Genomic DNA, 22,792 nt, shown 5'->3' with positions numbered 1-22,792 from the left:
GCGACAACAACAGAATAAAGCCCAGGCCCACCACCGACAGGATGGTTTCCATCGCAGTCCAGGTCTTGAAGGTTTCGGCCACGGTCATGTTGAAGTACTGCTTGACCAGCCAGAAACCGGCGTCGTTCACGTGGGACAGGATCAACGAACCGGCACCGGTGGCCAGCACCAACAACTCGCGGTTCACGCCCGGGATCATTCCTACCACCGGTACCACGATGCCCGCGCCCGTGATGGTCGCCACTGTCGCCGAGCCGGTTGCGATACGGATCACCGCCGCCACCAGCCAGGCCAGCAGGATCGGCGAAATTTGTGCGTTCACCGCCATGTGGCCGATCACGTCGCCCACACCACTGGTCACCAGCATCTGCTTGAAGCCACCACCGGCACCGATGATCAGGATGATCGCGGCGGTCGGTGCGAGGCTCGCATCCAGCCATTTCATCATTTGGCTGGAACCGATGCCCTGCTTGTAGCCAAAGGTATACAGCGACAGCAGCAACGCCAGCAGCAATGCCGAAATCGGGTGACCGATCAGGTCCATGAAGGCGCGGAAGATGTTGCCATCCGGCAGCACGACGTCGGCGAAGGTCTTGAGCAGCATCAGGAACACCGGCAGCAGCACGGTCACCAATGTGATGCTGAAGCTCGGCAATTCAGTTGTGTCTGTTTCGCGGGCCAGTTGATCCACCAGTTCCTGGTTCGGATGACCGGGAATGTGCTTGGCAATGAACGTACCGAAGATCGGGCCGGCAATGATCGCCGTTGGCAGCGCCACGATCAGACCATAAAGAATGGTTTTACCGATGTCGGCACCGAACACGCCGATGGCCAGCAGCGGGCCCGGGTGCGGCGGCACCAGGCCGTGGACCGCCGAGAGGCCGGCCAGCAGCGGGATACCGATCTTGATGATCGAAACGCCGGTGCGACGGGCAACGATAAACACCAACGGAATCAGCAACACGAAGCCGATTTCGAAGAACAGCGGGATGCCCACCAGGAACGCGGCGAACATCATTGCCCACTGCACTTTGTCCTTGCCGAACGCGCGGATCAGGGTCTGGGCAATCTGGTCTGCCCCGCCCGACTCGGCCATCATTTTGCCGAGCATGGTGCCCAGCGCCAGGATGATACCGACGAAACCGAGCACACCACCGAAGCCGTCCTGGAACGCCTTGATGATGGTGCCGATCGGCATGCCGGAGGTCAGCCCGAGGAAGGCGGCGGCAATGATCAGGGCAAGAAAGGGGTGCAACTTGAACTTGGTGATCAGGACGATAAGCCCGATCACCGTGACCACTGCATCGAGCAGCAGGAACGTCTCGTGGGACATGCCAAACATTAGGGGTGTCTCCTGGTTGTTGTTGTTATTAAAGCGGGTAATTCAAAAGCCATAAGGACAGCGCTATCTCTGCAAGCAAAAAATTAACCGGCGCGCTTCAAGCCATGTTCAAGCCACCAATGGTGTGCCTGGACAGCCAGTTCATCGACGCTGTGATTCGACGCATCGAGGGCCAGGGTCAATGGCTCGCCGACGGGAGATTCGAGGGTGGCGAACTGGCTGTCGATCAAGGTCGACGGCATGAAATGGCCCGGCCGGTGGGAAACGCGGTCGGCGGCGACTTCGGGGGTCAGTTCAAGGAACACGAAGCCCAGGCCCGGCAAGGCGCTGCGCAAGCGTTCGCGATAGATGTGCTTGAGCGCCGAACAGGTCAACACCGGGCGCTGGCCCTTGGCGTCAATGCGGCGCAATTCATCGCACAGGCTGTCGAGCCAGCCGGCACGGTCTTGATCGTCCAGGGGGATACCCGCGCTCATCTTTTCGATATTGGCGGCTGGGTGGAAAGAGTCGCCTTCAATGGCAGTGGCGCCGCTCAGTTGGCAGAGAGCTTCGCTGACGCACGTCTTGCCGCAACCGGCAACGCCCATGATGACCAGGGCGGTGATGGGATGATTCATGTAACACCTCAGCGCGCAGACAGCGCTACCTTTGCAAGCTATGACACTCGAACAAAAGCAGAAGTTGCCGACGCCTTTCTTGTCATTTTATGGGTTGCAGCATGTTCGTTCCCAATGCCAAAAAGCGAGGATCAGGCGAACCCCCGCTCACGCATTTGCAGCTGCATCGAGACAGCGCTACCTTAGTGCCTTGAATTTTGTTTGGCAAGCCGTCGATGAATCCAACTAAAAACGATAAAAATACCCGCACCACTGGCCGCCCTACCCTGAATGAAGTTGCCCGCCTGGCCGGTGTCAGCCCGATCACTGCTTCGCGTGCCCTGCGCGGCGTCAGCACCGTGGCTACCGAACTGGTGGAAAAAGTCCAGAAAGCGGCACTTGAGCTCAACTATGTAGTCAACCCTGCCGCCCGTGCCCTGGCGTCGGCGCAGAGCCATTCGGTGGTGGTGCTGGTGCCGTCATTGTCCAACCTGCTGTTCATCGACACCCTGGAAGCCATTCATCAGGTTTTGCGCCCCAAGGGCTTCGAAGTGCTGATCGGCAACTTCCACTATTCCCGCGACGAAGAAGAAAACCTGCTGCGCAATTACATGGCCTATCAGCCACGCGGTTTGTTGCTGACCGGGTTCGACCGCACCGAAAGCTCGCGACGGATGATCGAAGCCAGCAACATTCCCTGCGTGTACATGATGGAGCTGGACAGCGCCGCCGGGCTTAACTGCGTGGGCTTTTCGCAACTGGCCGCCGGTGAAACGGCTGCCGAGCACTTGCTGTCCCGCGGTCGCAAGCGCCTGGCGTACATCGGCGCGCAACTGGATCAACGCACCTTGCTGCGCGGCGAGGGTTTCCGTCGCGCCCTGCAAAAGGCCGGTTTGTACGATCCCGCCCTGGAAGTGCTGACCCCGCGTCCGTCTTCCGTGGGCCTGGGTGGCGAACTGTTCTTGCAGATGATTGCCAGCCACCCGGATGTCGATGCGATCTTCTTCGGCAACGACGACCTGGCCCAGGGCGCGCTGCTCGAAGCCATGCGTCACGGGATCAAGATCCCCGAACAAGTGGCGATCCTCGGCTTCAACGACCTGCCCGCATCCGCGCACATGGTCCCGCGCCTGAGCAGCATCAGCACCCCACGCGAAGCCATCGGCCGCCGCGCGGCGGAGCAGATGCTGACGCTGATGGCCGGCAACACCGTGGCCAGGCCGGTGCAGGATATGGGCTTTGAGCTGAAGGTGCGTGAGAGTACATAAGCACGACTCAACCGCAGTGAAGTGAGATTTTGTGGCGAGGGAGCTTGCTCAGTTCGGCGGCGAAGCCGTTGCAATGTAGATAGAACGCATCCGCTGATATTGGGAGCGCTTCGCACTCCAGCGCGAGCAAGCTCCCTCGCCACAGGTTCGGCGATCAATCCTGCGGATCGAGGTTATCCGTGGACCAAGCCAAGGTTGCGAAGCACCTGAAGTCCAATCAAGAGCCAAACGCGGAACTTCCGTTGGGGCATTACCACGCGGAGCATGGGAACGATCAGGGCGCCCATGCGAGTCGATTTCAACTAACCTTTTAGAGCAACGTATGTCGCCCTCTGGCGAGCACACTGTTAGATTCCCGTAGCGCACCAACTCGCTAACGGAGCAGCGCAATGGATCACACACTGAAAATTCTCGGTAAAGCCTCGTCGATCAACGTCCGCAAGGTGCTGTGGACCTGCGAGGAACTGGGGCTGTCCTTTGAGCGCGAGGATTGGGGCAGCGGTTTTGCCTCGACCCACAGCCCCGAGTTCCTCAGGTTCAACCCGAACGCCCAGGTTCCGGTGATCATCGATGAAGCCGGGGTGTTGTGGGAGTCCAATACCATTTGCCGCTACCTGGCCGGCAAGCACCAACACCACCATGAATTACTGCCCGGCGAACCGGCCGCCCGCGCCCGGGTGGAGCAGTGGATGGACTGGCAGGCCACTGATCTCAATTCATCCTGGAGCTACGCGTTCATGGCGCTGGTGCGCAAGGACCCGGAATACCAGGACGCCCATCGCATCGAAGTCGGCGTGCGTGGCTGGAACCAGAAAATGGCCATCCTCGAACATCAACTCGCGACCACCAAAGCCTATGTCGCTGGCGCGCGGTTTACCCTGGCCGATATTGTCATCGGCCTGTCGATCAACCGCTGGCTGATGACGCCGATGGAACGCCCCGATTACCCGGCCATCGATGAGTATTTCAAACGTCTGGCGCAACGCCCCGGCTTCCTCAAGCATTGCTGCAACGGCTTGCCTTGAGCACGCGATCTGGGCGGTAGGGCTCTGCCGCCCAGCGGCAAGGCCTTACCGCAAACACGTTTACCCGCTGCAAGAAAAACACATAACGCACTGATTTATTTAGCTTTAAATGTTCAGGCACAGACTTTGCTCAGCGCACCTCACCACAAACACCTACAAGGTCTCTCCTTATGTTGGTCAGTGCAAAGTCAAACCTGGTCACACCACTCCCCAAACGTCCTGGTGAAGATCCAACCGCTGAAGCCGCCGCCGGTCTGCAAAGCGTCATGACTCAAGCCCTGCAAAACAACGTGCAGGCACAAACCGCGCAAACCGACACGCAGGTTCAGGAATCAGCGACCCAGATCGCGACGCAACAGGTCAGCGAGGCCGCCAAAGTGAGCGACAACGTCGATGAAGCGTTCGCCAAGACCCGGGTGAATCTGCAAGCGGTCTACGCGCCACTGCCGGATGACATCAAGGACCGTTTCAAGGGCGGTTCGGCTACGGATGAGTTCAAGGACTACATGAGCAAAACGCCGGAGCAGCGCCTGCGTGATGCGATCCTTCAGGAGATGGGGCTGACTCAAGAGGAGGTAGACGCCATGCCCCCGGAGAAACAGCAAGCGATCGGTGAAGAGATCGCCCAGCGCATGGAAGACAAGAGGAAGATGGCCCAGGCCGAGGAAGCCAACGAACGTAACCACGACAGGCCGGGCGCCGAGGCCGTGGACAAACTCATCGCTGCGCTTTAAGGCATTGCACGAGATAAAGAAGGGTCCCTCTACCGGGACTCTTCTTTATTTGTTGCTCTTAATTCAACTGCAAGGTCGAGTTGAATTGACTGATCGCATCCACCACGTGTCGCGACCCTTGCTGAATTTCCAGGATCACCTCCCCCGCCTCGTTCGCCAATTCCACACCGAGCCCCGTTCGACTCAAGCTCGACTGCATGCTCGACACGGCACTCAATGACAAATCGTGGTTCTTGCGCACCACGTCGACAATCTCCAGCGTCGCCTGACTGGTGCGGGCGGCAAGGCTGCGCACTTCATCGGCCACGACCGCAAAACCCCGCCCATGCTCGCCGGCGCGGGCGGCTTCGATGGCGGCATTGAGCGCCAGCAAATTAGTCTGATCGGCAATGCCACGGATGGTCTGCACGATGGTGCCGATGATGTCCGACTGTTTGCTCACCGCGTCGATACTCAGCGCGGCCTGATTCAGATCCCGGGAAATGTCCTGGATGATCTGCACCGTTTGCTGCACCACCTCGGAACCTTTGCGTGCGCAGGCGTCGTTTTGCACGGAAGTGCTATGGGCCGATTCAGCAGCGGTTTGCAGCGTGGTCATCTGGTGGGTGATGTCGCTGGCGAACTTCACCACCTTGTACAACCGCCCTTTGGTGTCGAACAACGGGTTGTAGGACGCTTCGAGATAAATCGTCTGACCCTGCTTGTTCTTGCGCTCGAATCGGTGCGAGTGATATTCGCCGCGATTCAGCGAAGCCCAGAACGCCTTGTAACTTGCCGATTCGGCTTCGGCCCGGTGACAGAACAGACTGTGATGCTGCCCGATCACTTCGTTGAGCGAGTACTGCATGGTTTTCAGGAAGTTTTCATTGGCGGTGATCACTCGCCCGTCGGGGGTGAACTCGATCACCGCCATGGAGCGACTGATAGCTGCCAGCATGCTCTCGTTTTCGTGTTCCTTGTTGACTCTGGCCGTAATGTCGGTGGCGACCTTGATCACGCTTTTGACTTGCCGATCGGGACCAAACACCGGCATGTAACTGGCTTCGAGCCAGATTTCCTTGCCGTTCTTGTTCAGGCGCAAAAAGGTGCCGCTGACCGGCTCGCCACGGGCCAGGTCACGCCACAACTTGGCGTACTCCTCGCTACGGTAAAACGCCTCTTCGCAAAACACCCGATGGTGCTTGCCGCGAACTTCTTCTGCGCTGTAACCCATGACGCCGCAAAAGTTTTCATTGGCGTCGAGGACGATACCCTCCGGGGTGAATTCAATCATCGCCATCGAACGACTGACGGCCGCCAACTTGGCATTGGCCTCGGTCAGTGCGCAACTGAAACGCTCGATCTCCAGCAGGTCAGCCTTGTGATGTAGGTTGAACATGGTCTTATCACCCTATTGCTTGCGCGGTCTTTTGAATTATTGAAAGTTGCTGGTCTTTCAAATCCACCACTACGTTCCACAGAACAGGCACACGCGCCCCTCCAAAAGAGGAAGGACCAGTCAGGTGATTAATGATGTTCAATCGGAGGGTCCCTGGCGCGACACTCTCATCAAGACATCCTTCTCTTGATAACCCGCAGGCGGGTCAACCCTAACGTGCTCATAACGAAATTCCCTTTCCACAACAGCTCCATTGAATGCATCGGTGCCTTGGATTGCGCACTCTGGGAGTCACCGCGTCGTTGCGGTCGACATGGTTAGTTACACGAGAGCATAGACAGACGAGTGAGGCTTGCAAGGCCACTAGTCGGCCAGCATTGGGTACAAAATCGGTTCAGCGTCAGACGAAGACCTAGGAGGGAGCGATGACAGGCAAGGCTTGATCAGCGGGGGCGAATGGGCGTGAGTCTTGGGATTGATTGCGAGCAGGCTCGCTCCTGAAGGAGATCTGCGGTGATCAACATTTTTGTGAACACCGGGAAACACTGTAGGAGCGAGCCTGCTCGCGATGGCTATCTACACGTCTCCCCGAAACTACAAACTGGCACTCACTTTCGTAGCCACCTCACCCGGCACCCAACCCTTCCAAACCTGCGGCTGTTCACGCAAAAACGCTTCGGCGACTTCACGGGGTTTCTGGCGTTTTTCACTCATCTGCCCCAGCGTCTGGTTGAGCAGATCAATCGGCAAGTCGACTTTTTCGAAAAACGCCACCAGGTCGGGATACTGCGCCTTGAACGGTGCCGATACGCCAATGGCCAGGCTGGCCGGCATCGAGCTAGTACCTATGGGGTTTGGGTTACTGGCGTCGGCCAGGGTTTTCCAGGCTTGGGCATCGAACGGCGGTTCTTCGAGTTTCACCAGTTTGAAGCGACCTAACAGCGGCGTTGGCGACCAGTAATAGAACAACACCGGTTTGCCTCGACGAATCGACGACGCCACTTCGGCATCCAGCGCCGCGCCGGAACCGGTGCGGAAATTGACGAAACTTTCGCTCAGGCCGTACGCCTTGAGCTTCTGGCTGTTGACGATCTCCGAGGTCCAGCCCGTAGGGCTGTTGAGGAAGCGGCCACGCCTTGGGTCTTCCGGATCGCGGAACACATCTTTGTACTTGGCCAGGTCGGCCACCGACTTCAGCTCCGGCGCCAGGGGTTTGATGCCGCGTTCCGGGTCGCCCTTGATCACATACTCCGGCACCCACCAGCCTTCGGTGGCGCCCTTGACGGTGTCGCCCAGGCCGAACACTTTACCTTCCGCGGCAGCCTTGACCCACGCAGGGCTGCGTCCGGCCCATTCTTCGCCGATCACCTGGATGTCATTCTTCGCCAACGCCGCTTCGAGGCTGACGGTGCTGCCCGGCAGCGTGTCTGTCGGGTAGCCATAACCTTTCTCGACGATCAACCGCAGGATCTCGGTGATCAGGCTGCCGCTTTCCCAGGTGATGTCGCCAAAATGGATAGGTGCCGGTTTTTCCGTCGCAGGGGCCTGGGTGGCAAACAGGCTCAGGGCCAGCAGCGAACTGCCGAGCAGGGTTTTGATCGATCTCATGCGGACCTCTTGTTTGGCAGGGGGCGGTTCAGGGATTGATTGGCGCTGTGGCGGATGCACAGAGCCTCGGAGCGAGTCATGTAGACGCTGACCGAACGCAGGGAAATGCCCAGCTCGGCAGCGATTTGCGGGTAGGTCAGACCGTCGACCCGCGACAACAGAAAGGTCGCCCGAACGTTGTCGGGCAGACGCGACAGTGTGCAGTCAAGGCTTTGCAGGGCCTGGGTCGATTGCGCCAGTTCTTCAGGTGAAGGCGATAACGGCGGATCCATCTGCAATATATGGTCGACATGCTGGCGCTCCAGGTCGCGCCGGCGCCAGAGTTGATAGATCAGGCGTCGCGTAATGGTGGTCAGCAAGGCACGCGGTTCGCGGATGGCAAGCGGCTTTGGGGCTTCGAGCAATTGCACAAAGGCTTCGGCGGCGATGTCTTCGCAACCGCAACCCACGTGCTGGCGCAACCGTGCACAAAGCCAAGGGTAATGCGTGCGGAACAGTCTGCTTATTACGTAATGATGGGAACGGTCGATGCCGGACATAGAGGCTCCAAGGTCTAGGGGGTCACTGGATGTCCGGTCATCCGGTGAGGTGATCCTAGCAATGGGCCTTATTCATTAACAATACTAAAAATGCATTTTTATATTACCGAAAAGAATATTAACGCAGTTGCCCGTATCCCAATGTTTCAGCTTCGCGTTGATAGTCGAGTATCACTTGATAGTCACCTTCACTGGCCGGCAACACTTCTCGCAAGCCAAGGACTTCAGCTACCTGCGGCAACTCGCCCAGGGCCTGATTCATCACGTGTCGAATCTTTTCCGCTTGCCCGGCGCAAAGGCTTGCTGCGGTGATGTAGGGCAAGGTCGGGCTGAAAGCGCTGCGAGCTACGACCCGCAAGCCAGCCACTTGCGCTTCGGCGTGACGGGCGAGAAAAGCGAAGGTCACACTGTCGATGGCCGCCAGATCAGCACGGTTCTGCTGTAACCAGCGCAAGCTTTCGCGATGACTGCCGCTGGTACCGACCGAGGCAAAAAACTGCCCGTCCCGATGCAGCGGCGCCAGACGATGACGCAACAGGTTCATGCCGCTGTTGGAGTCTTCGCCATTGATCACCCCACGGCTGCCAAGAAATTCCGGCAAGGTTCGTCGTCGATCGTCGGCGCGGCTCAACAACAGGCTGCAATGGTGGCCGCCGCTACTGTCCGGCAGCTCGTAACGCGGACGTCCCAGCACCCTGACCTTGCCACGCAAAGCCGTCATCAGCGGATAGCCGCAGGTTTGTGTCAACAGCAGTTGCGGGGATAGCCACAGGTCCATCAAGGACAGACTTTCGGCGCTGCGGCGAGTGACGCCCAGGTGTTCGACGATACGTGCCAGCCACTGTTCGTTGGCTTGTTGAACAGGCTCAGGAGCAACGTACATCAGTAATTCAGCAATCTGTTGAGTCATCAAAATCCTCCATACAACGAAGATCCCAAGCGAGCCTGCTCGCGATGGCTATGTCACATTCAACACATCTGTTGATTGGCCCAACGCTATCGCGAGCAGGCTCGCTCCTACAGGGTACAGAAGTGGCCTTACGTCAGTGAAACGGATGCAGCGGACTGTCGATCGCCCTCACCCCATGCTCACGCCAAAAATGGCCATAGCCCTGCACCAGAAACCCGCCGCTGCGCGCCAGCCATTGCTCGCGACGCATGCGGTAGGCGCGGGGCAAGTCATACCAGGGCAGTCCCGGCAAATCGTGGTGCACCAAATGCAGATTGAGGTTGAGGAACAGCCAGCGCCACGGCCAGGCCGCTTCATTGAGTACGGTGCGTTGCTCCGGTGCCGCATGCGGGCGGTGTTCATAGTAGGAGCGAATCATCGCAATCGACAGCGCCGGCACGCTGACCAGCAACAAGTAATGCCAGATCGGCAGCACGCTGAAGTGGGCGATAAACAGCAACATCAACAAGGTCACCGCGCCATGGCTGAGCCACATCAACCAGGCTTGGCGATCGCCCTTTTTCAAGCGTTTCAGTTCATCCCGGGCCAGACCCAGCAGGGCAACTGGCGCTCCGAGCAGAAAGCGGCCGAGCATGGTTTTATTCAGCCAGTGCAGGCTTTTTTTCAACCAGGAGCTGCCTTGCCACTGCTCGGCACTCAGGTAGCGGCTTTCCGGATCGCGACCGGGAATGGTCAGGTCTTCATCGCGGTGATGCAGCAAATGGCTGTCGCGATACAAGGTGTAGGGATACCAGACGGCGAACGGCGCATAGCCAAGGATTTTATTCAACAGCGGCCAGCGGGTCGGATGACCGTGCAGTAGTTCGTGCTGCACCGACAGCCACAACACCACCACGGGAATCAGCAACCCGGTACTCAACCACAAGCCCAGGGAGTGACTGGCCATCACGAGGGCGAACCACGCGCTGTAGACGCCGATCAACAGCAACCAGGTCGGCCACTCGGTGCGGGCGGTCAGGCGTTGGCGTAGCGTTTCGATTTCTTTTCGGTGGGCAGTATCGAAGTAATGAGGCATGGCGTTGCTCGGATCGGGGACCAATCCTCTTCTGTGCAACGACGCCTGGATTTCCTGCAGATTATTTTCAAACTGATCGCTCCCGCATTGCGCGGGAGCGAACGATCAGCGCAGGCTCAATGCCCGAACACATTGACCTTTTTGGCTTTCTTGTCGGCGCGTTTTTCAATAGCGGTTTTCGCCGGCTTTTTCTTGTCCGCTTTCTTTGAATCCATACCTTTGGACATGATGCGTACTCCACTCACAGGGGATGTGAGATCAGGTATACACCTATCTTTGCAGGTGCGTTCTTTTATAATCGCCCGCTTCGCGTACCGACAGTCCGAGACCATGCCCGACACCCGTTTCAGCCGACTCGATGAGCCGCTTTGGCCATTGATGAACAAGTTCTACCGCGCCCATCAATCGTCGATGAAAGCGGTTCGCGAGGCGCAATTGTGGGTGGCCCGGCGCGACGAAATCGTCGGGGCGTTGTGTTTGCGTCCGGTTTCCGGCGGGCATTGGTTGACCGGTTTATTTGTCGATCCGGCGTGTCGCGGGCAAGGCATCGCCGCAGCGTTGATCAGCGCGGCGGTAAAGGAGTGCGAACTGCCGGTATGGCTGTTCTGTCATCCCGACCTGCGTGGTTTTTATGAGCGCCGCGGTTTTACCTTTGATCCGCCAATGCCCTACGCGATGGTCGAGCGACTGAGCCGCTATGCGCGCAGCAAACCGATGATTGCCATGGGCCTGGCACCAGTGGTGAGGGCTCGTTGCGCGTAAACGGTGGATCAATCGTCAGCGTTGGGATCGAGGTCCGGAAACATCACTTCGGTGAAGCCGAACTTGCTGAAATCGCTGATGCGCGACGGGTAGAGCCGGCCGATCAGGTGATCGCACTCATGCTGCACCACCCGCGCGTGGAACCCGGATGCAATGCGCACGATCGGCTCTCCCTTGGGGTCGAAACCTTCATAGCGGATCTGCTGGTAGCGATCCACCGCGCCACGCAAGCCGGGCACTGACAGGCAACCTTCGAAGCCCTCTTCCATCAGCGGGCTCAATGGCGTGATCAACGGGTTGATCAGTATCGTTTGCGGCACCGCCTCGGCGTCCGGGTAACGTTCGCTGTGCTCGAAACCGAAGATCACCAGTTGCAGGTCAACACCGATCTGCGGTGCAGCCAGGCCGACGCCACCCACGCTCTCCATGGTCTGGAACATGTCATCGATCAGTTGCCACAATTCGGGACTGTCGAACATTTCAGCGGGCACCGGCGGAGCAATGCGCAGCAGGCGCTCATCACCCATTTTCAGGATTTCACGAATCATGGTCAGGTTTCGTCAATGGTCGGTTTGGGTTGTGAATGATCGCGGCCAAGTCCCGATACGTGCTGTTTTTCATGGACAGGGCCTTTCTCGCCGGCAACTTTCTCGCCAGGGTCCTTACCCTCGCGCGACATGTGCTCGATCACCGCATTCATCTCCGCGCCGAGCAGTAACACCGCCGCGGAAATGTAGAAGTACAGCAACAGCACGATGATCGCACCGATACTGCCATACATGGCGTTGTAGTTGGCGAACTCCTTGACGTACAAACCGAAGCCCAGCGACGCAATGATCCACACCACCACGGCCAGCACCGAGCCGGGGGTGATGAAGCGAAATTCCTGTTTGACGTCAGGCATGACGTAATAGATCAGCGCCACCGCGACCATCAACAGGATCACGATCACCGGCCAACGCGCGATGGTCCACAGGGTGACGATGAAGTACTCGAGGCCCACTTGCGAGGCGATCCAGCTCATCACTTGCGGCCCGAGTACCATCAGCGCGGCGGCGATCAGCAGCATGCCGGCGATGCCGACGGTGTAGATGATCGACAGGGGAAAACGCTTCCACGCCGGGCGACCTTCAACGACATCGTACGCCGCGTTCATCGCACTCATCATCAGCCGCACACCGGCCGAGGCGGTCCACAGCGCAATCACGATACCCACCGACAGCAATCCGCCCTTGGACTGCTGAAGCTGGTCGATGACCGGGTTCACCTGTTCCAGGGCCTGGGGCGGCAGCACCAGCTCCGATTGCAGGCGCAGCCAGGAAAAGAAATCCGGCAGGTGCAGGAAACCGATCAGGGCAATCAGGAACAGAATGAAGGGGAACAGCGAAAACAGCATTTGATAGGCCAGTGCCGAGGCATAGGTCGACATCTCATCGTCGACGAACTCGGTGACCGTGCGCACCATCACACGGTGGATGGGCAGACCTTTCATGTCCGGGAAAATCATTAGCGTCTCCATTCGCCGCAATCAGGATGGGATGTAGTCATGGCGACTCAGGGGCCGTTTTCTTAGATCAAAGTAGCCTACCTGGCGACTTTGAAACAATTTCCTCAATCAAGTTCAGGCTGACACAAAAACGGCCATCTGTGGATGGCCGTTCGAGGCTTGTTCAAAGGCCGGATCAAGCCTTGTCGACACCTTTTTTCACGGCATCCTTGGCCTTGCCGACGGCTTGTTGAGCTTCGCCTTTCTTTTCTTGCACCACGCCTTCGGCGCGCATCTTGTCATTACCGGTGGCCTTGCCGACGCCTTGCTTGACGTTGCCGGCGGCTTCGTTGGCCATGCCTTTCACTTTATCGCTTGTGCTGCCCATGATGAATCTCCTGCGTGCGTTTCATTGGGAGGAAAGTGGTTACACAAGGTTGACCGAGCGCATTCGCGCGGAGTTTCATTTATTTTCCGCGCGACATTTCATCGTTCCATGCAGGTTGGGCTTTATGTTTGCCCGGCAACCCCCGAGAATGCGCAACGTATCGGCGCGTGGCGCTGAAGATCCAATACCGCAGGAATGTTATGAAACTCGATAAAAAGCAGGCCATTGCCCGCAGAAACCAGGAACTTGGTGGTGCTGTGCTTGGCGTCAACAACTGCCACTTCACCGAACTGAACCGCAACCGCAACATCTGGTGGTTCGATATTCCGGTGGCACGCCTGGCCGTGGGTCAGTACGAGTGGATTCACCTGCTGATGCACACCCCGGACACCGACGAACTGCTGCATTTGAAAGTGCCGACGGTGTTTTTGCGCGAGAAGCTCGAAGGCCTGGTGGTGCGCAATCAGGGCAAGCGCAAAGCGGCCCTGAGCCTGGAACTGAGTGCCGACAAGGACTCGTATCTGCAGGACATGCGTCCGGCAGGTACCAACGTCAACTTCGCACCGTTCCGCCAATAACTCCTGCCGCTTGCGGAGTAAAGGACTCCCGCGACAGAAAAGTTTTGCAAAGAAGAATCCAGCACCAACAAAAAGCCCCGCATTTGCAGTAATGCTGTTCAGTCAAGGAACATTACCCTGTGGCGAGGGAGCTTGCTCCCGCTGGGGCGCGAAGCGGCCTTGAAAAGGCACTGCTGCGCAGCGCAGCGGGAGCAAGCTCCCTCGCCACAGGATGCTAACGTTCTCTTCAGTGAACAGCATCACCGCATTTGCGGGGCTTTTTGGTTTACGCGGCGTTCTTCGCCTTGAGCTTTTTCAGCTCCTCATCGCGCAGTTCCCGGCGCAGGATCTTGCCAACGTTGGTGGTCGGCAACGCGTCGCGGAACTCCACCGAACGCGGAACCTTGTAGCCAGTGACGTTGGCGCGCATGTGCTCCATCACCTGTTCCTTGGTCAAGGTCACGCCCGGTTTGGCGACGATGAAAATCTTGATCGCCTCACCCGACTTCTCGTCCGGCACGCCGATGGCCGCGCATTGCAGCACGCCCGGCAAAGTTGCCAGCACGTCTTCCAGTTCGTTCGGGTACACATTGAAACCGGACACCAAAATCATGTCTTTCTTGCGATCGACAATGCGCATGTAGCCGTCGGGCTGGATCAATGCGATGTCACCGGTCTTCAACCAGCCTTCGCTGTCGAGGATTTCGTCGGTGGCGTCCTGGCGCTGCCAGTAGCCTTTCATGACCTGTGGGCCTTTCACGCACAGTTCGCCGATTTCGCCCATTGGCTGCTCGACACCGGCATCGTCGACGATTTTGCACAGGGTCGACGGTACCGGAATGCCGATGGTGCCGATCTGGATATTCTGGATCGGGTTGACCGTGGCCACCGGACTGGTTTCGGTCATGCCGTAGCCTTCGCAGATGGCGCAACCGGTGACCGCTTTCCAGCGCTCGGCTGCCGCCAGTTGCAGCGCCATGCCGCCGGACAGGGTGACTTTCAGCGCGGAGAAGTCCAGCTTGCGGAAACCTTCGTTATTGCACAGGGCCACGAACAGAGTGTTGAGGCCAACAAAGCCGCTGAACTTCCACTTCGACAGTTCCTTGACCATCGCCGGCAAGTCGCGCGGGTTGCTGATCAGGATGTTGTGGTTGCCGATCAGCATCATCGCCATGCAATGAAAGGTGAAGGCATAAATGTGGTACAGCGGCAGCGGTGTGATCAGGATTTCGCAACCTTCGTTGAGGTTGGACCCCATCAGCGCCTTGCACTGCAGCATGTTCGCCACCAGGTTGCGGTGGGTCAGCATCGCGCCCTTGGCCACGCCGGTAGTGCCACCGGTGTATTGCAGCACTGCCACATCGCTGTTGGCCGGGTTCGCTTCCGCCACTGGCTGGCCCTGGCCCTTGCTCAGCACGTCGTTGAACTTGACGGCTTTTGGCAAGTGATAGGCCGGCACCATCTTCTTCACGTACTTGATGACGCTGTTGATCAGCAGGCGCTTGAGCGGCGGCAACAGGTCGGCGACTTCGGTGACGATGACGTGCTTGACGCCAGTCTTGGGCACCACGATTTGCGCCAGGTGCGCCATGTTGGCCAGGCAGACCAGGGCCTTGGCACCGGAGTCGTTGAACTGGTGTTCCATTTCCCGTGCGGTGTACAACGGGTTGGTGTTGACCACGATCAGCCCGGCGCGGATGGCACCGAAGACGGCCACGGGGTACTGCAGGACGTTGGGCAGTTGCACGGCGATTCGATCGCCCGGCTGCAAATCGGTATGCTGTTGCAGATACGCGGCAAAGGCACCGGACAATTCGTACAGTTCACCGTAGGTGATTGTCTTGCCCAGGTTGCTGAATGCCGGCTTGTTGGCGAAGCGTTGGCAGGATTGCTTCAACACTGCCTGAATATTCGGATACTCGTCTGGATTGATGTCGGCAGCAATCCCAGCTGGGTACTTATCCTTCCAAAAGTCTTCGATCATGGAAGCCCACTCCTCAGCAACGCGAATTCAGCACCGCATTTGATGCGATTATTATTGGTGTTTGGTCATTGGTGAATCTGGCTGACAGAAGGCCGAGAAGTCACAAAGCGCGCCGAGAGTAGCAGCTTTGCCAAGGGTCGACTAGAGCCAAAAGCGGCCTCTACGGTCACAAATGTGACTCAAGAATGACAAACGGTCATTTTAGAGCAAAAAACCTATAACATCCTGAAAGCCACGGAATTCGGGGCTCTGGCGTACGCCGAAAAGCATCGCGGGCAAGCCCGCTCCCACAGGGTTCGCGTCGTACACAACGTGCGTGCACAACAGTGAATCTGTGGGAGCGTGGCTTGCCCGCGATCCGCGTGAAGCGCGGCCATTCAACAATCAGGCGATATCGCGCAACTCGCGCCGCAGAATCTTGCCCACCGGTGTCATCGGCAACGACTCACGCAGCACGATGTGCTTGGGCACTTTGTAAGCGGTGAAGTTTTCCTTGCAGTACGCCTTCAGCTCTTCAAGGCTGACCCCTGCCTCACGCGCCACCACAAACAGCTTGACCGCCTCACCGGAACGTTCGTCCGGTACCCCGATGACCGCACAGTTGGCGACTTTCGGGTGGGCCATGACCACGTCTTCGATCTCGTTCGGGTACACGTTGAAACCCGAGACAATGATCATGTCTTTCTTGCGATCGACAATGCGCACAAAGCCGTCCGGGTCGATCACAGCAATGTCGCCGGACTTGAACCAGCCCTCGGCGTCCAGCACCTCGGCGGTGGCCTCGGGTTTCTGCCAGTAGCCCTTCATGATCTGCGGGCCCTTGATGCACAGCTCGCCGCGCTCGCCCAAGGGCTGTTCGACCCCTTCATCATTGATCACTTTCAACGTGGTGCCCGGCACTGGCAGCCCGACCGTGCCGATGCGCGATTGGTCGCCGTACGGGTTGGTGCAGGCCACTGGCGAGGTTTCGGTCAAGCCGTAGCCTTCGGTGATGCGACAACCGGTGAGCTGTTCCCAGCGTTCGGCAGTAGCCTTGACCAGCGCGGTGCCACCGGAGTTGGTGAGCTTGAGGCTGGAGAAATCCAGGGTCTTGAAATCCGCGTGATCCATCAGCGCAACGAACAGCGTGTTGAGCCCGAGCAACGCCGAGAAGCGCCAGTTTTTCAGTTCCTTGATGAAGCCGCCGATGTCCCGCGGATTGGTGATCAGCACGTTATGGTTGCCGGACACCATCATGCACATGCAATTGGCCGTGAATGCATAGATGTGGTACAGCGGCAGCGGCGCGATCATCACTTCCTGCCCTTCGCGCAACAGCGGCTGACCGTCGTTGCCGAACTGCTCCAGACAGGCCCGCACTTGTTGCATGTTCGCCACCAGGTTGCCGTGGGTCAGCATGGCGCCCTTGGCCAGCCCGGTGGTACCACCGGTGTATTGCAGCACGGCGATATCGTCGAGGCCGACTTTCAGCGGCTTGATGCCCAGGCCGCGGCCCATGCGTAACGCAGTCTTGAAGGAAATGGCCTGGGGCAAGGCATAGGCCGGGACCATTTTCTTCACCTTGCTCACTACCGTGTTGACCAGCCAGCCTTTGGCGGCGGGCATGAAGTCGCCCATTTTGGCTTCGATCAGGTACTGGATGTCGGTGTCGGGCAGGACTTCCTGGACCTTTTGCCCGAACATGTTGAGGTACACCAGTGCCCGGGCGCCGGAGTCCTTGAACTGGTGACGCATCTCCCGCGCGGTGTACAGCGGGTTGGTGTTGACCACGATCAACCCGGCACGCAACGCGCCGAACACGGCAACCGGATAATGCAGGACGTTAGGCATCTGCACCGCGATGCGATCCCCCGGCACCAGGTCGGTATGGGCTTGCAGGTAACCGGCGAACGCTGCGCTGTAGCGTTCCAGTTCGGCGTAGGTCAGGGTGATGCCCATGTTGCTGAACGCCGGGCGATCAGCGAATTTCTTGCAGGAACGTTCGAACACCTCGATGACCGACTTGTAGGCACCCGCGTCGATGTCCAGGGGTACGCCGGCCGGGCGCTTGTCATTCCAGAAATCAGGTTGCATTGTTCTTGTCCTCTTTACCTGAGCCTATCCGGGCCGCTTTTCTGTCATTTCTCTGTGATCCCTCAAAAAGCAGAAAGCGAAAAGCGGAGCTTCACGGACACTAGCAGTTATGGCCAATCAGGCAAATATGCGTCAACGCGTCATTGACCGTGTGAATCTTCCTGCCGTGGCGTGAGCTGATGCCGGCAGGATTTTGCGCTATACAATGCAACCACCCCGCGCCCATGCATGGAAAGGAATCGCCATGATCCACGACACGTTCTGGCTGACCACCAGTGACCGCAGCCGCCTCTTCGTCAATCAGTGGCTGCCCACGGGCAAGCTAAAGGCGGTGATCCTGCTGGCCCACGGCATGGCCGAACACAGTGGCCGCTATGCGCGCCTTGCCGAAAAATGCTGCGATCAGGGTTACGGCGTGTATGCGCCGGACTTGCGCGGACATGGCAAAACTGCCGAAAACGGGACGCTCGGCCACTTCGCGGACAACGATGGCTGGGCCAAAGTGGTGGGTGACCTGGCCTGCCTGAATCAGCACATCGGCCAGCAGCATCCCGGTGTGCCGATCGTACTGCTCGGCCACAGCATGGGCAGTTACATCGCCCAAGGTTACCTGTTGCACCACAGCGCCAGCCTGCAGGGGGCCATTCTCAGCGGTTCGAACTTCCAGCCCGTGACGCTTTACCGTGCGGCGCGGCAGATTGCCCGCCTCGAACGCCTGCGCCAAGGCCCCAAGGGCCGCAGCGCGCTGATCGAATGGTTGTCGTTTGGCTCGTTCAATAACAAATTCAAACCGGTGCGCACCCGGTTCGACTGGCTCAGTCGCGATCCTTCAGAGGTCGACTTGTACGCCAATGACCCGCTGTGCGGCTTCAGGTGTACCAATCAAATGTGGATCGATTTGCTCGGCGGGTTGCAGCAAATCAGCAAAGCGTCCAATCTCGCGCAGATCGATCCAGGCCTGCCAATGCTGGTGATTGGCGGTGAATGTGATCCGGTGAGCGAAGGCAAGCGTCTGAAAGATCTGGCCGACGCCTTGCGCGAAGCCGGCAGCCAGAGCCTGCAACTGACGATTTATCCGCAGGCTCGGCACGAACTGTTCAACGAAACCAACCGCGATGACGTGATTGCCGACGTGCTGGGCTGGATCAACCAGACCCTGAGCACCCCCAGGCCACATCGAGCCGAATAGTTTTTTGTGAATTCTTTTATTCGTCACAGGAATTGAGACACATGACCCAGGTTACCAACACCCCTTACGAAGCCCTTGAAGTCGGCCAGACCGCCAGCTTCAGCAAGACGGTCGAAGAGCGCGACATTCAATTGTTCGCCGCGATGTCGGGCGACCACAACCCGGTGCACCTGGATGCCGAATACGCTGCCAGCACCATGTTCAAGGAGCGCATTGCCCATGGCATGTTCAGCGGTGCACTGATCAGCGCTGCGGTGGCTTGCGAACTGCCTGGGCCGGGCACCATCTACATCGGCCAGCAAATGAGTTTCCAGAAGCCGGTGAAGATCGGCGACACCCTGACGGTGCGCCTGGAAATCCTCGAAAAACTGCCGAAGTTCCGCGTGCGCATCGCCACCCGCGTATTCAACCAGCGCGATGAACTGGTGGTCGACGGCGAGGCGGAAATCCTCGCGCCGCGCAAACAGCAGAGCGTGACGCTGACCGAGTTGCCACCGATCAGCATCGGCTGACCTGTGGCGAGGGGGCTTGCTCCCGCTGGGGCGCGAAGCGCCCCCAACTCAGACACCTCAGTTCACTTGAACGAATGCGTTGGCAGGATTTGCGACGGCTGCGCAGCCGAGCGGGAGCAAGCGCCCTGGCCACAGGACAGCAGCACGAACACGAACTAGCGCTCACCCTCCTGCACCTGCACGCTCGCAGTCATTCCCGCACTCAAGTTGATCCCTTCGGGCACTTTGTCCAGCTTGATCCGCACCGGAATCCGTTGCGCCAGTCGCACCCAATTGAATGTCGGTTCCACCTCTGCCAGTAACTGGCCGTCCGGTGTGGTATTGCGATCGGTTATCCCGCGGCTGATGCTTTCAACGTGCCCCTGCAACGCTTCCCCGGCGCTCATCAACCAGACTTTCACCGGGTCGCCGACCTTGATCCGTGGCAGCTTGGTTTCTTCGAAATAAGCCTGCACGTAAAAGGTTGAATCATCGATCAACGCCATCACCGGTTGCCCGGCATTCACATAATTGCCTTGAGCCAGACGCAGGTTGGTGATGTGACCATTGCGCGGCGCATGGATCTGGCTGCGCGCCAGGTTGATCTCTGCGACCTTGGCCTCGGCCTGTGCTTCACGCAGTTCACCACGGGCGATACCGGCATTGATTTGTGCGTTTTCCCGCAGTTCGGCGCTGATCGCTTGCGGCCCGAGGCTGGCGCGGCGGCTGGCTTCGCGTTCACGCAGGTTCAGTTGTTGCTGGCGGGTTTGCACCACCGCCTGGGCTTTTTCCAGGGCGGCTTCGAAACGGTCGCGATCGATACTCAACAACAGGTCCCCCGCCTTCACCTGCTGGTTATCGTAGGCCTTGAGCTCACGCACCCAGCCCGACACATCCGGCGCGATCACCACCACGTCGGCGCGAATACGTGCATCGCGGGTCCAGGGCGTGAGCATGTAGTACTGCCACAAATGCACGCCGGCAAATATCGCCACCGCCACCAGGCACAGGGTCAACGCGACACGTACGGGGGTACGCATATTCAGCTCCTTATAAAGGTCCGAGGACGACGGTGATCACGGTCAATACACAGACGTACAAGGCACAATCAAACAATGCTTCGTGCCAGACCCAACGACCAATCGGGGTCAGCCGCAACAACAGGCGCAAGGCGCCGGTCACCAGCAGCGCCAGCAGCACATAAATCAGAAACGGGCTGAGCAACACCCCGCCCACCGCCCACTCACGCAAGCCCATGGTTTGCCTCCTGTTGGCGGCACCAGGCGCGCCAGCTGTTCTGCAATTGCAGCACCGCGCCCCGGGCCAGTTTCACTGCATCACTCGAGGGCAAGGCGTAAAGGTTTTGCACGAAAGCCTCGCTGGCTTCGGCCAGCGCTTCGCCGCGATCTGGCGCCGGACCTTTTTTCAGGACGCTTTCCAGTTGCTCGAGGTATTGCTGTTGCGCTGTAGAAACCGGAACCTGCGCAACCGCCAGGCTCAGGCGCAGGTGCAGCAATTCATCGCCGATATCCAACCCGAGCAGCCCGTCATCCCAGCGGCTTCGCGCCGGCTCGGGCAACTCCGGATAATGCCGCGCCAATTGCAGCAAGCGGTCGGCCATGCGTCCGCCGAACCAGCTCTCGGCGCCGGCCAGATTGCGCCGGGTCAGGCGCACCAGATCGTCAAGGGTAGCCGCGAGCAATCGACGGCCATGCCACGCCGGGTTACGCAGGATCAACAGATGGAATGCGAGCACCGCCGCACCGACGCCGATGACCATGGCCTGGGCGCTGTTGAAGAACGTCGCGACGTCGAACTTCATCTGGTTGAGCGGAGCCACCAGCACAATGAAATGCAGGCAGAATGACGTGGCCGTAGCGCCGATCTGTGGCTTGGCCATGCCCAGCGCCCCGAAAAACAACGGCACGCCCATACCCATGCACAACATGGCAAAACTGCTCCATTGCGGCAGCAGAATTTGCCCGACGATGAACGCCGCCGGAATGGCCAGGAATATCCCGCGCATGAAACTCATGCCGATTTGCGCACCATTTTCCCGGCTGGCGAACAGGCTGCACACGACGCACGTCAACAACATCGCCCCCGCTGCCGCGGGCCAGGCGGTCGCCAGCCAGAAACTCGCAACCACCAGAAACGCCAAGGCACTGCGGGCGCCAAACACCAGGGCCAGCGACAGATCGCGGTGAGGTGTCAGCGTCTTGGGCGGCGCGACCGGATCACCGCCCTCCTCAACGGCGCTCAACGCCGCCGTCGCCGCCATGGCCGTATCCATCAGCAAGGTGAAACGCACCAGGCAGTAACTCTGTGCCGAACTGATCTGCGGGTCGTGGGACGCGTCGAGCAAACGCGGGCGCAGGGCATGCAACGTCGCAGGATCGGCGACTTTCAGCGCCTCCAGCACTTCGTTCATCCACGGTGACAACTGCGCCGACTCTTGCGGTTCCAACTGTTTCCACTGCCGGCGCACTGAACGGGCGATGCGCAGCAGCATCAACAATTTCTGGCTCAAACCGCTGATGGCGCGTGCCCGTTGCCGACCGAGAGGCCCTTCGAACCAGGCGTGTTCGCGTTGCGCGTCCACGGCAACGATTCGACCGAGAATTTCCAGCAAGCCTTTGCGTGCCTGTCCATCCCCGGCCAGTGTCGCCCGCGCGGCATTCATGCCACTTTGCCAGGCTCCTCGGGCCTGGTCCGACAGCTGTCTCTCGACCCGCAATGGCCAGAGCAAAGCACTGCTGGCGGTGGCGCAGATAATGCCCAGGCTGATTTCGGTGCAGCGTGCCACGGCTTGGTCAAATACGGTCAACGGATGATTGATGGCCGGCAGCGCGATGATCGCCACGGTGTACCCGGCCAGTACAAATGAATAGGACCAGGCACTGCGCAGTAATGTCGAACTGGCCGTACACAGTCCAAGCCACAATGCCAACGCCAGCAAAAACAGCCACGGTGTCTGGGCGAACAAGCCCATGAACACCACCGACATGATGGTTCCGACCAACGTCCCCAACAGCCGCGCCAAGCCTTTTTGCATCACCATGCCGGACAGTGGCTGCGCGACGATGAACGCAGTCATCAATGCCCAGGCCGGTTGCTCCAGGCCCCAGCGCAATGCCAGCCACAGCGCCACTCCTCCGCCGATCAAGGTCTTGATCGCGAACTGCAAGGCGCGGCGGTCAGGCGCGAACAACGCCTGCAAAGTAATGGGCACGAAAAGCACTCTTGAAAAGTCGTTTTAACGATAGTCGGCTTCAGGCCGGTCACTTGAAAAACAAATTATTAGCTAGCTATCTATACCCCGTCCAGCGCTAATTCCCGAGCACAAAAAAACGCCAGACTGGCTGGCGTTTTTGACAGCAAACGAAC

General features: G+C 58.8%; 22 protein-coding genes. 7 read left to right on the top strand and 15 right to left on the bottom strand.

Features of this window, described 5'->3' with window-relative positions:
* Positions 1-1,342: GntP family permease (locus D8U18_RS03735; protein ID WP_131107047.1), on the bottom strand; the 1,342-nt coding region annotated here is incomplete at its 3' end.
* An 83-nt stretch (positions 1,343-1,425) separates the two neighbouring features.
* Positions 1,426-1,959: a gluconokinase gene (locus D8U18_RS03730; protein ID WP_056852595.1), complete on the bottom strand. Its 534-nt coding sequence runs from the start codon at positions 1,957-1,959 to the stop codon at positions 1,426-1,428.
* Positions 1,960-2,174: 215 nt separating this feature from the next.
* Here D8U18_RS03730 and D8U18_RS03725 point away from each other — a divergent pair, with 215 nt between their 5' ends.
* The 3 genes from D8U18_RS03725 (at position 2,175) to D8U18_RS03715 (ending at position 4,965) form a co-directional block, all read left to right on the top strand.
* A complete protein-coding gene (locus D8U18_RS03725) occupies positions 2,175-3,206 on the top strand; it encodes a LacI family DNA-binding transcriptional regulator (RefSeq protein WP_056852596.1) in 1,032 nt (343 codons plus the stop codon).
* A 389-nt stretch (positions 3,207-3,595) separates the two neighbouring features.
* Entirely contained in the window at positions 3,596-4,231 is a 636-nt protein-coding gene (locus tag D8U18_RS03720) for a glutathione S-transferase (RefSeq protein WP_130908625.1), read from the top strand.
* Between the two features lie 170 nt (positions 4,232-4,401).
* The gene (locus D8U18_RS03715; protein ID WP_056852599.1) at positions 4,402-4,965 is read left to right on the top strand and encodes a hypothetical protein; all 564 of its coding nucleotides are present in this window, start codon (positions 4,402-4,404) and stop codon (positions 4,963-4,965) included.
* 58 nt (positions 4,966-5,023) lie between these two features.
* On the opposite strand, the gene D8U18_RS03710 is transcribed toward D8U18_RS03715, so the two are convergent.
* From D8U18_RS03710 to D8U18_RS03690, 5 genes are all read right to left on the bottom strand, one after another.
* Entirely contained in the window at positions 5,024-6,343 is a 1,320-nt protein-coding gene (locus D8U18_RS03710; protein WP_130905875.1) for a PAS domain-containing methyl-accepting chemotaxis protein, read from the bottom strand.
* Positions 6,344-6,937: 594 nt separating this feature from the next.
* The gene (locus tag D8U18_RS03705; RefSeq protein ID WP_130908627.1) at positions 6,938-7,951 is read right to left on the bottom strand and encodes an ABC transporter substrate-binding protein; all 1,014 of its coding nucleotides are present in this window, start codon (positions 7,949-7,951) and stop codon (positions 6,938-6,940) included.
* A complete protein-coding gene (locus D8U18_RS03700; RefSeq protein ID WP_131107046.1) occupies positions 7,948-8,490 on the bottom strand; it encodes a sigma-70 family RNA polymerase sigma factor in 543 nt (180 codons plus the stop codon). The genes D8U18_RS03705 and D8U18_RS03700 overlap by 4 nt, the downstream gene beginning before the upstream one ends.
* 118 nt (positions 8,491-8,608) lie before the next feature.
* A complete protein-coding gene (locus D8U18_RS03695; RefSeq protein WP_131107045.1) occupies positions 8,609-9,400 on the bottom strand; it encodes a PhnD/SsuA/transferrin family substrate-binding protein in 792 nt (263 codons plus the stop codon).
* 133 nt (positions 9,401-9,533) lie between these two features.
* Positions 9,534-10,475, bottom strand: coding sequence for a fatty acid desaturase (locus D8U18_RS03690; RefSeq protein WP_130908630.1), 942 nt, complete (start codon positions 10,473-10,475; stop codon positions 9,534-9,536).
* A 330-nt stretch (positions 10,476-10,805) separates the two neighbouring features.
* Here D8U18_RS03690 and D8U18_RS03685 point away from each other — a divergent pair, with 330 nt between their 5' ends.
* On the top strand, positions 10,806-11,237 hold the full coding sequence (locus tag D8U18_RS03685; protein ID WP_131107044.1) for a GNAT family N-acetyltransferase: 432 nt from the start codon (positions 10,806-10,808) through the stop codon (positions 11,235-11,237).
* Positions 11,238-11,245: 8 nt separating this feature from the next.
* Here the strand turns inward: D8U18_RS03685 and def are convergent, their stop codons facing one another.
* The 3 genes from def to D8U18_RS03670 form a co-directional block, all read right to left on the bottom strand.
* Entirely contained in the window at positions 11,246-11,785 is a 540-nt protein-coding gene (def, locus tag D8U18_RS03680; protein WP_056852606.1) for a peptide deformylase, read from the bottom strand.
* Positions 11,786-11,787: 2 nt separating this feature from the next.
* On the bottom strand, positions 11,788-12,744 hold the full coding sequence (locus D8U18_RS03675; RefSeq protein ID WP_056852607.1) for a YihY/virulence factor BrkB family protein: 957 nt from the start codon (positions 12,742-12,744) through the stop codon (positions 11,788-11,790).
* A gap of 175 nt (positions 12,745-12,919) precedes the next feature.
* Positions 12,920-13,111, bottom strand: coding sequence for a CsbD family protein (locus D8U18_RS03670; RefSeq protein ID WP_056852608.1), 192 nt, complete (start codon positions 13,109-13,111; stop codon positions 12,920-12,922).
* A 200-nt stretch (positions 13,112-13,311) separates the two neighbouring features.
* Here D8U18_RS03670 and D8U18_RS03665 point away from each other — a divergent pair, with 200 nt between their 5' ends.
* Positions 13,312-13,689 (top strand): hypothetical protein, encoded by a 378-nt coding sequence (locus tag D8U18_RS03665; protein WP_007990351.1) that lies wholly within the window; start codon positions 13,312-13,314, stop codon positions 13,687-13,689.
* 265 nt (positions 13,690-13,954) lie between these two features.
* Here the strand turns inward: D8U18_RS03665 and fadD1 are convergent, their stop codons facing one another.
* The gene (gene fadD1 / locus D8U18_RS03660; protein WP_131107043.1) at positions 13,955-15,652 is read right to left on the bottom strand and encodes a long-chain-fatty-acid--CoA ligase FadD1; all 1,698 of its coding nucleotides are present in this window, start codon (positions 15,650-15,652) and stop codon (positions 13,955-13,957) included.
* 384 nt (positions 15,653-16,036) lie between these two features.
* Entirely contained in the window at positions 16,037-17,725 is a 1,689-nt protein-coding gene (fadD2, locus tag D8U18_RS03655) for a long-chain-fatty-acid--CoA ligase FadD2 (protein ID WP_056852610.1), read from the bottom strand.
* 244 nt (positions 17,726-17,969) lie between these two features.
* On the opposite strand from fadD2, the gene D8U18_RS03650 reads away from it, so the two are divergent.
* A complete protein-coding gene (locus D8U18_RS03650; RefSeq protein ID WP_131107042.1) occupies positions 17,970-18,914 on the top strand; it encodes an alpha/beta hydrolase in 945 nt (314 codons plus the stop codon).
* 41 nt (positions 18,915-18,955) lie between these two features.
* Entirely contained in the window at positions 18,956-19,426 is a 471-nt protein-coding gene (locus D8U18_RS03645) for a MaoC family dehydratase (protein WP_056852612.1), read from the top strand.
* 155 nt (positions 19,427-19,581) lie between these two features.
* Here the strand turns inward: D8U18_RS03645 and D8U18_RS03640 are convergent, their stop codons facing one another.
* From D8U18_RS03640 to D8U18_RS03630, 3 genes are read right to left on the bottom strand one after another with little or no spacing between them, the layout of a single operon-like run.
* Positions 19,582-20,445, bottom strand: coding sequence for an HlyD family secretion protein (locus D8U18_RS03640; RefSeq protein ID WP_056852613.1), 864 nt, complete (start codon positions 20,443-20,445; stop codon positions 19,582-19,584).
* Between the two features lie 10 nt (positions 20,446-20,455).
* Positions 20,456-20,662 (bottom strand): DUF1656 domain-containing protein, encoded by a 207-nt coding sequence (locus D8U18_RS03635; protein WP_056852614.1) that lies wholly within the window; start codon positions 20,660-20,662, stop codon positions 20,456-20,458.
* Positions 20,649-22,637, bottom strand: a complete 1,989-nt coding sequence (locus D8U18_RS03630; RefSeq protein ID WP_130908636.1) for an FUSC family protein — start codon at positions 22,635-22,637, stop codon at positions 20,649-20,651. The genes D8U18_RS03635 and D8U18_RS03630 overlap by 14 nt, the downstream gene beginning before the upstream one ends.
* Positions 22,638-22,792: the final 155 nt, after the last annotated feature.

The organism is Pseudomonas sp. Sample_10 (genome assembly GCF_004321495.1).
In the GTDB taxonomy this organism is placed as follows: Bacteria; Pseudomonadota; Gammaproteobacteria; order Pseudomonadales; family Pseudomonadaceae; genus Aquipseudomonas.
This window is presented reverse-complemented; position numbering and strand designations above follow the sequence as displayed.

Coding starts and splice junctions, on each gene's coding strand:
- D8U18_RS03730 (WP_056852595.1), bottom strand. CDS start 1,959: ATGAATCATCCCATCACCGCCCTGGTCATCATGGGCGTTGCCGGTTGC.
- D8U18_RS03725 (WP_056852596.1), top strand. CDS start 2,175: ATGAATCCAACTAAAAACGATAAAAATACCCGCACCACTGGCCGCCCT.
- D8U18_RS03720 (WP_130908625.1), top strand. CDS start 3,596: ATGGATCACACACTGAAAATTCTCGGTAAAGCCTCGTCGATCAACGTC.
- D8U18_RS03715 (WP_056852599.1), top strand. CDS start 4,402: ATGTTGGTCAGTGCAAAGTCAAACCTGGTCACACCACTCCCCAAACGT.
- D8U18_RS03710 (WP_130905875.1), bottom strand. CDS start 6,343: ATGTTCAACCTACATCACAAGGCTGACCTGCTGGAGATCGAGCGTTTC.
- D8U18_RS03705 (WP_130908627.1), bottom strand. CDS start 7,951: ATGAGATCGATCAAAACCCTGCTCGGCAGTTCGCTGCTGGCCCTGAGC.
- D8U18_RS03700 (WP_131107046.1), bottom strand. CDS start 8,490: ATGTCCGGCATCGACCGTTCCCATCATTACGTAATAAGCAGACTGTTC.
- D8U18_RS03695 (WP_131107045.1), bottom strand. CDS start 9,400: ATGACTCAACAGATTGCTGAATTACTGATGTACGTTGCTCCTGAGCCT.
- D8U18_RS03690 (WP_130908630.1), bottom strand. CDS start 10,475: ATGCCTCATTACTTCGATACTGCCCACCGAAAAGAAATCGAAACGCTA.
- D8U18_RS03685 (WP_131107044.1), top strand. CDS start 10,806: ATGCCCGACACCCGTTTCAGCCGACTCGATGAGCCGCTTTGGCCATTG.
- def (WP_056852606.1), bottom strand. CDS start 11,785: ATGATTCGTGAAATCCTGAAAATGGGTGATGAGCGCCTGCTGCGCATT.
- D8U18_RS03675 (WP_056852607.1), bottom strand. CDS start 12,744: ATGATTTTCCCGGACATGAAAGGTCTGCCCATCCACCGTGTGATGGTG.
- D8U18_RS03670 (WP_056852608.1), bottom strand. CDS start 13,111: ATGGGCAGCACAAGCGATAAAGTGAAAGGCATGGCCAACGAAGCCGCC.
- D8U18_RS03665 (WP_007990351.1), top strand. CDS start 13,312: ATGAAACTCGATAAAAAGCAGGCCATTGCCCGCAGAAACCAGGAACTT.
- fadD1 (WP_131107043.1), bottom strand. CDS start 15,652: ATGATCGAAGACTTTTGGAAGGATAAGTACCCAGCTGGGATTGCTGCC.
- fadD2 (WP_056852610.1), bottom strand. CDS start 17,725: ATGCAACCTGATTTCTGGAATGACAAGCGCCCGGCCGGCGTACCCCTG.
- D8U18_RS03650 (WP_131107042.1), top strand. CDS start 17,970: ATGATCCACGACACGTTCTGGCTGACCACCAGTGACCGCAGCCGCCTC.
- D8U18_RS03645 (WP_056852612.1), top strand. CDS start 18,956: ATGACCCAGGTTACCAACACCCCTTACGAAGCCCTTGAAGTCGGCCAG.
- D8U18_RS03640 (WP_056852613.1), bottom strand. CDS start 20,445: ATGCGTACCCCCGTACGTGTCGCGTTGACCCTGTGCCTGGTGGCGGTG.
- D8U18_RS03635 (WP_056852614.1), bottom strand. CDS start 20,662: ATGGGCTTGCGTGAGTGGGCGGTGGGCGGGGTGTTGCTCAGCCCGTTT.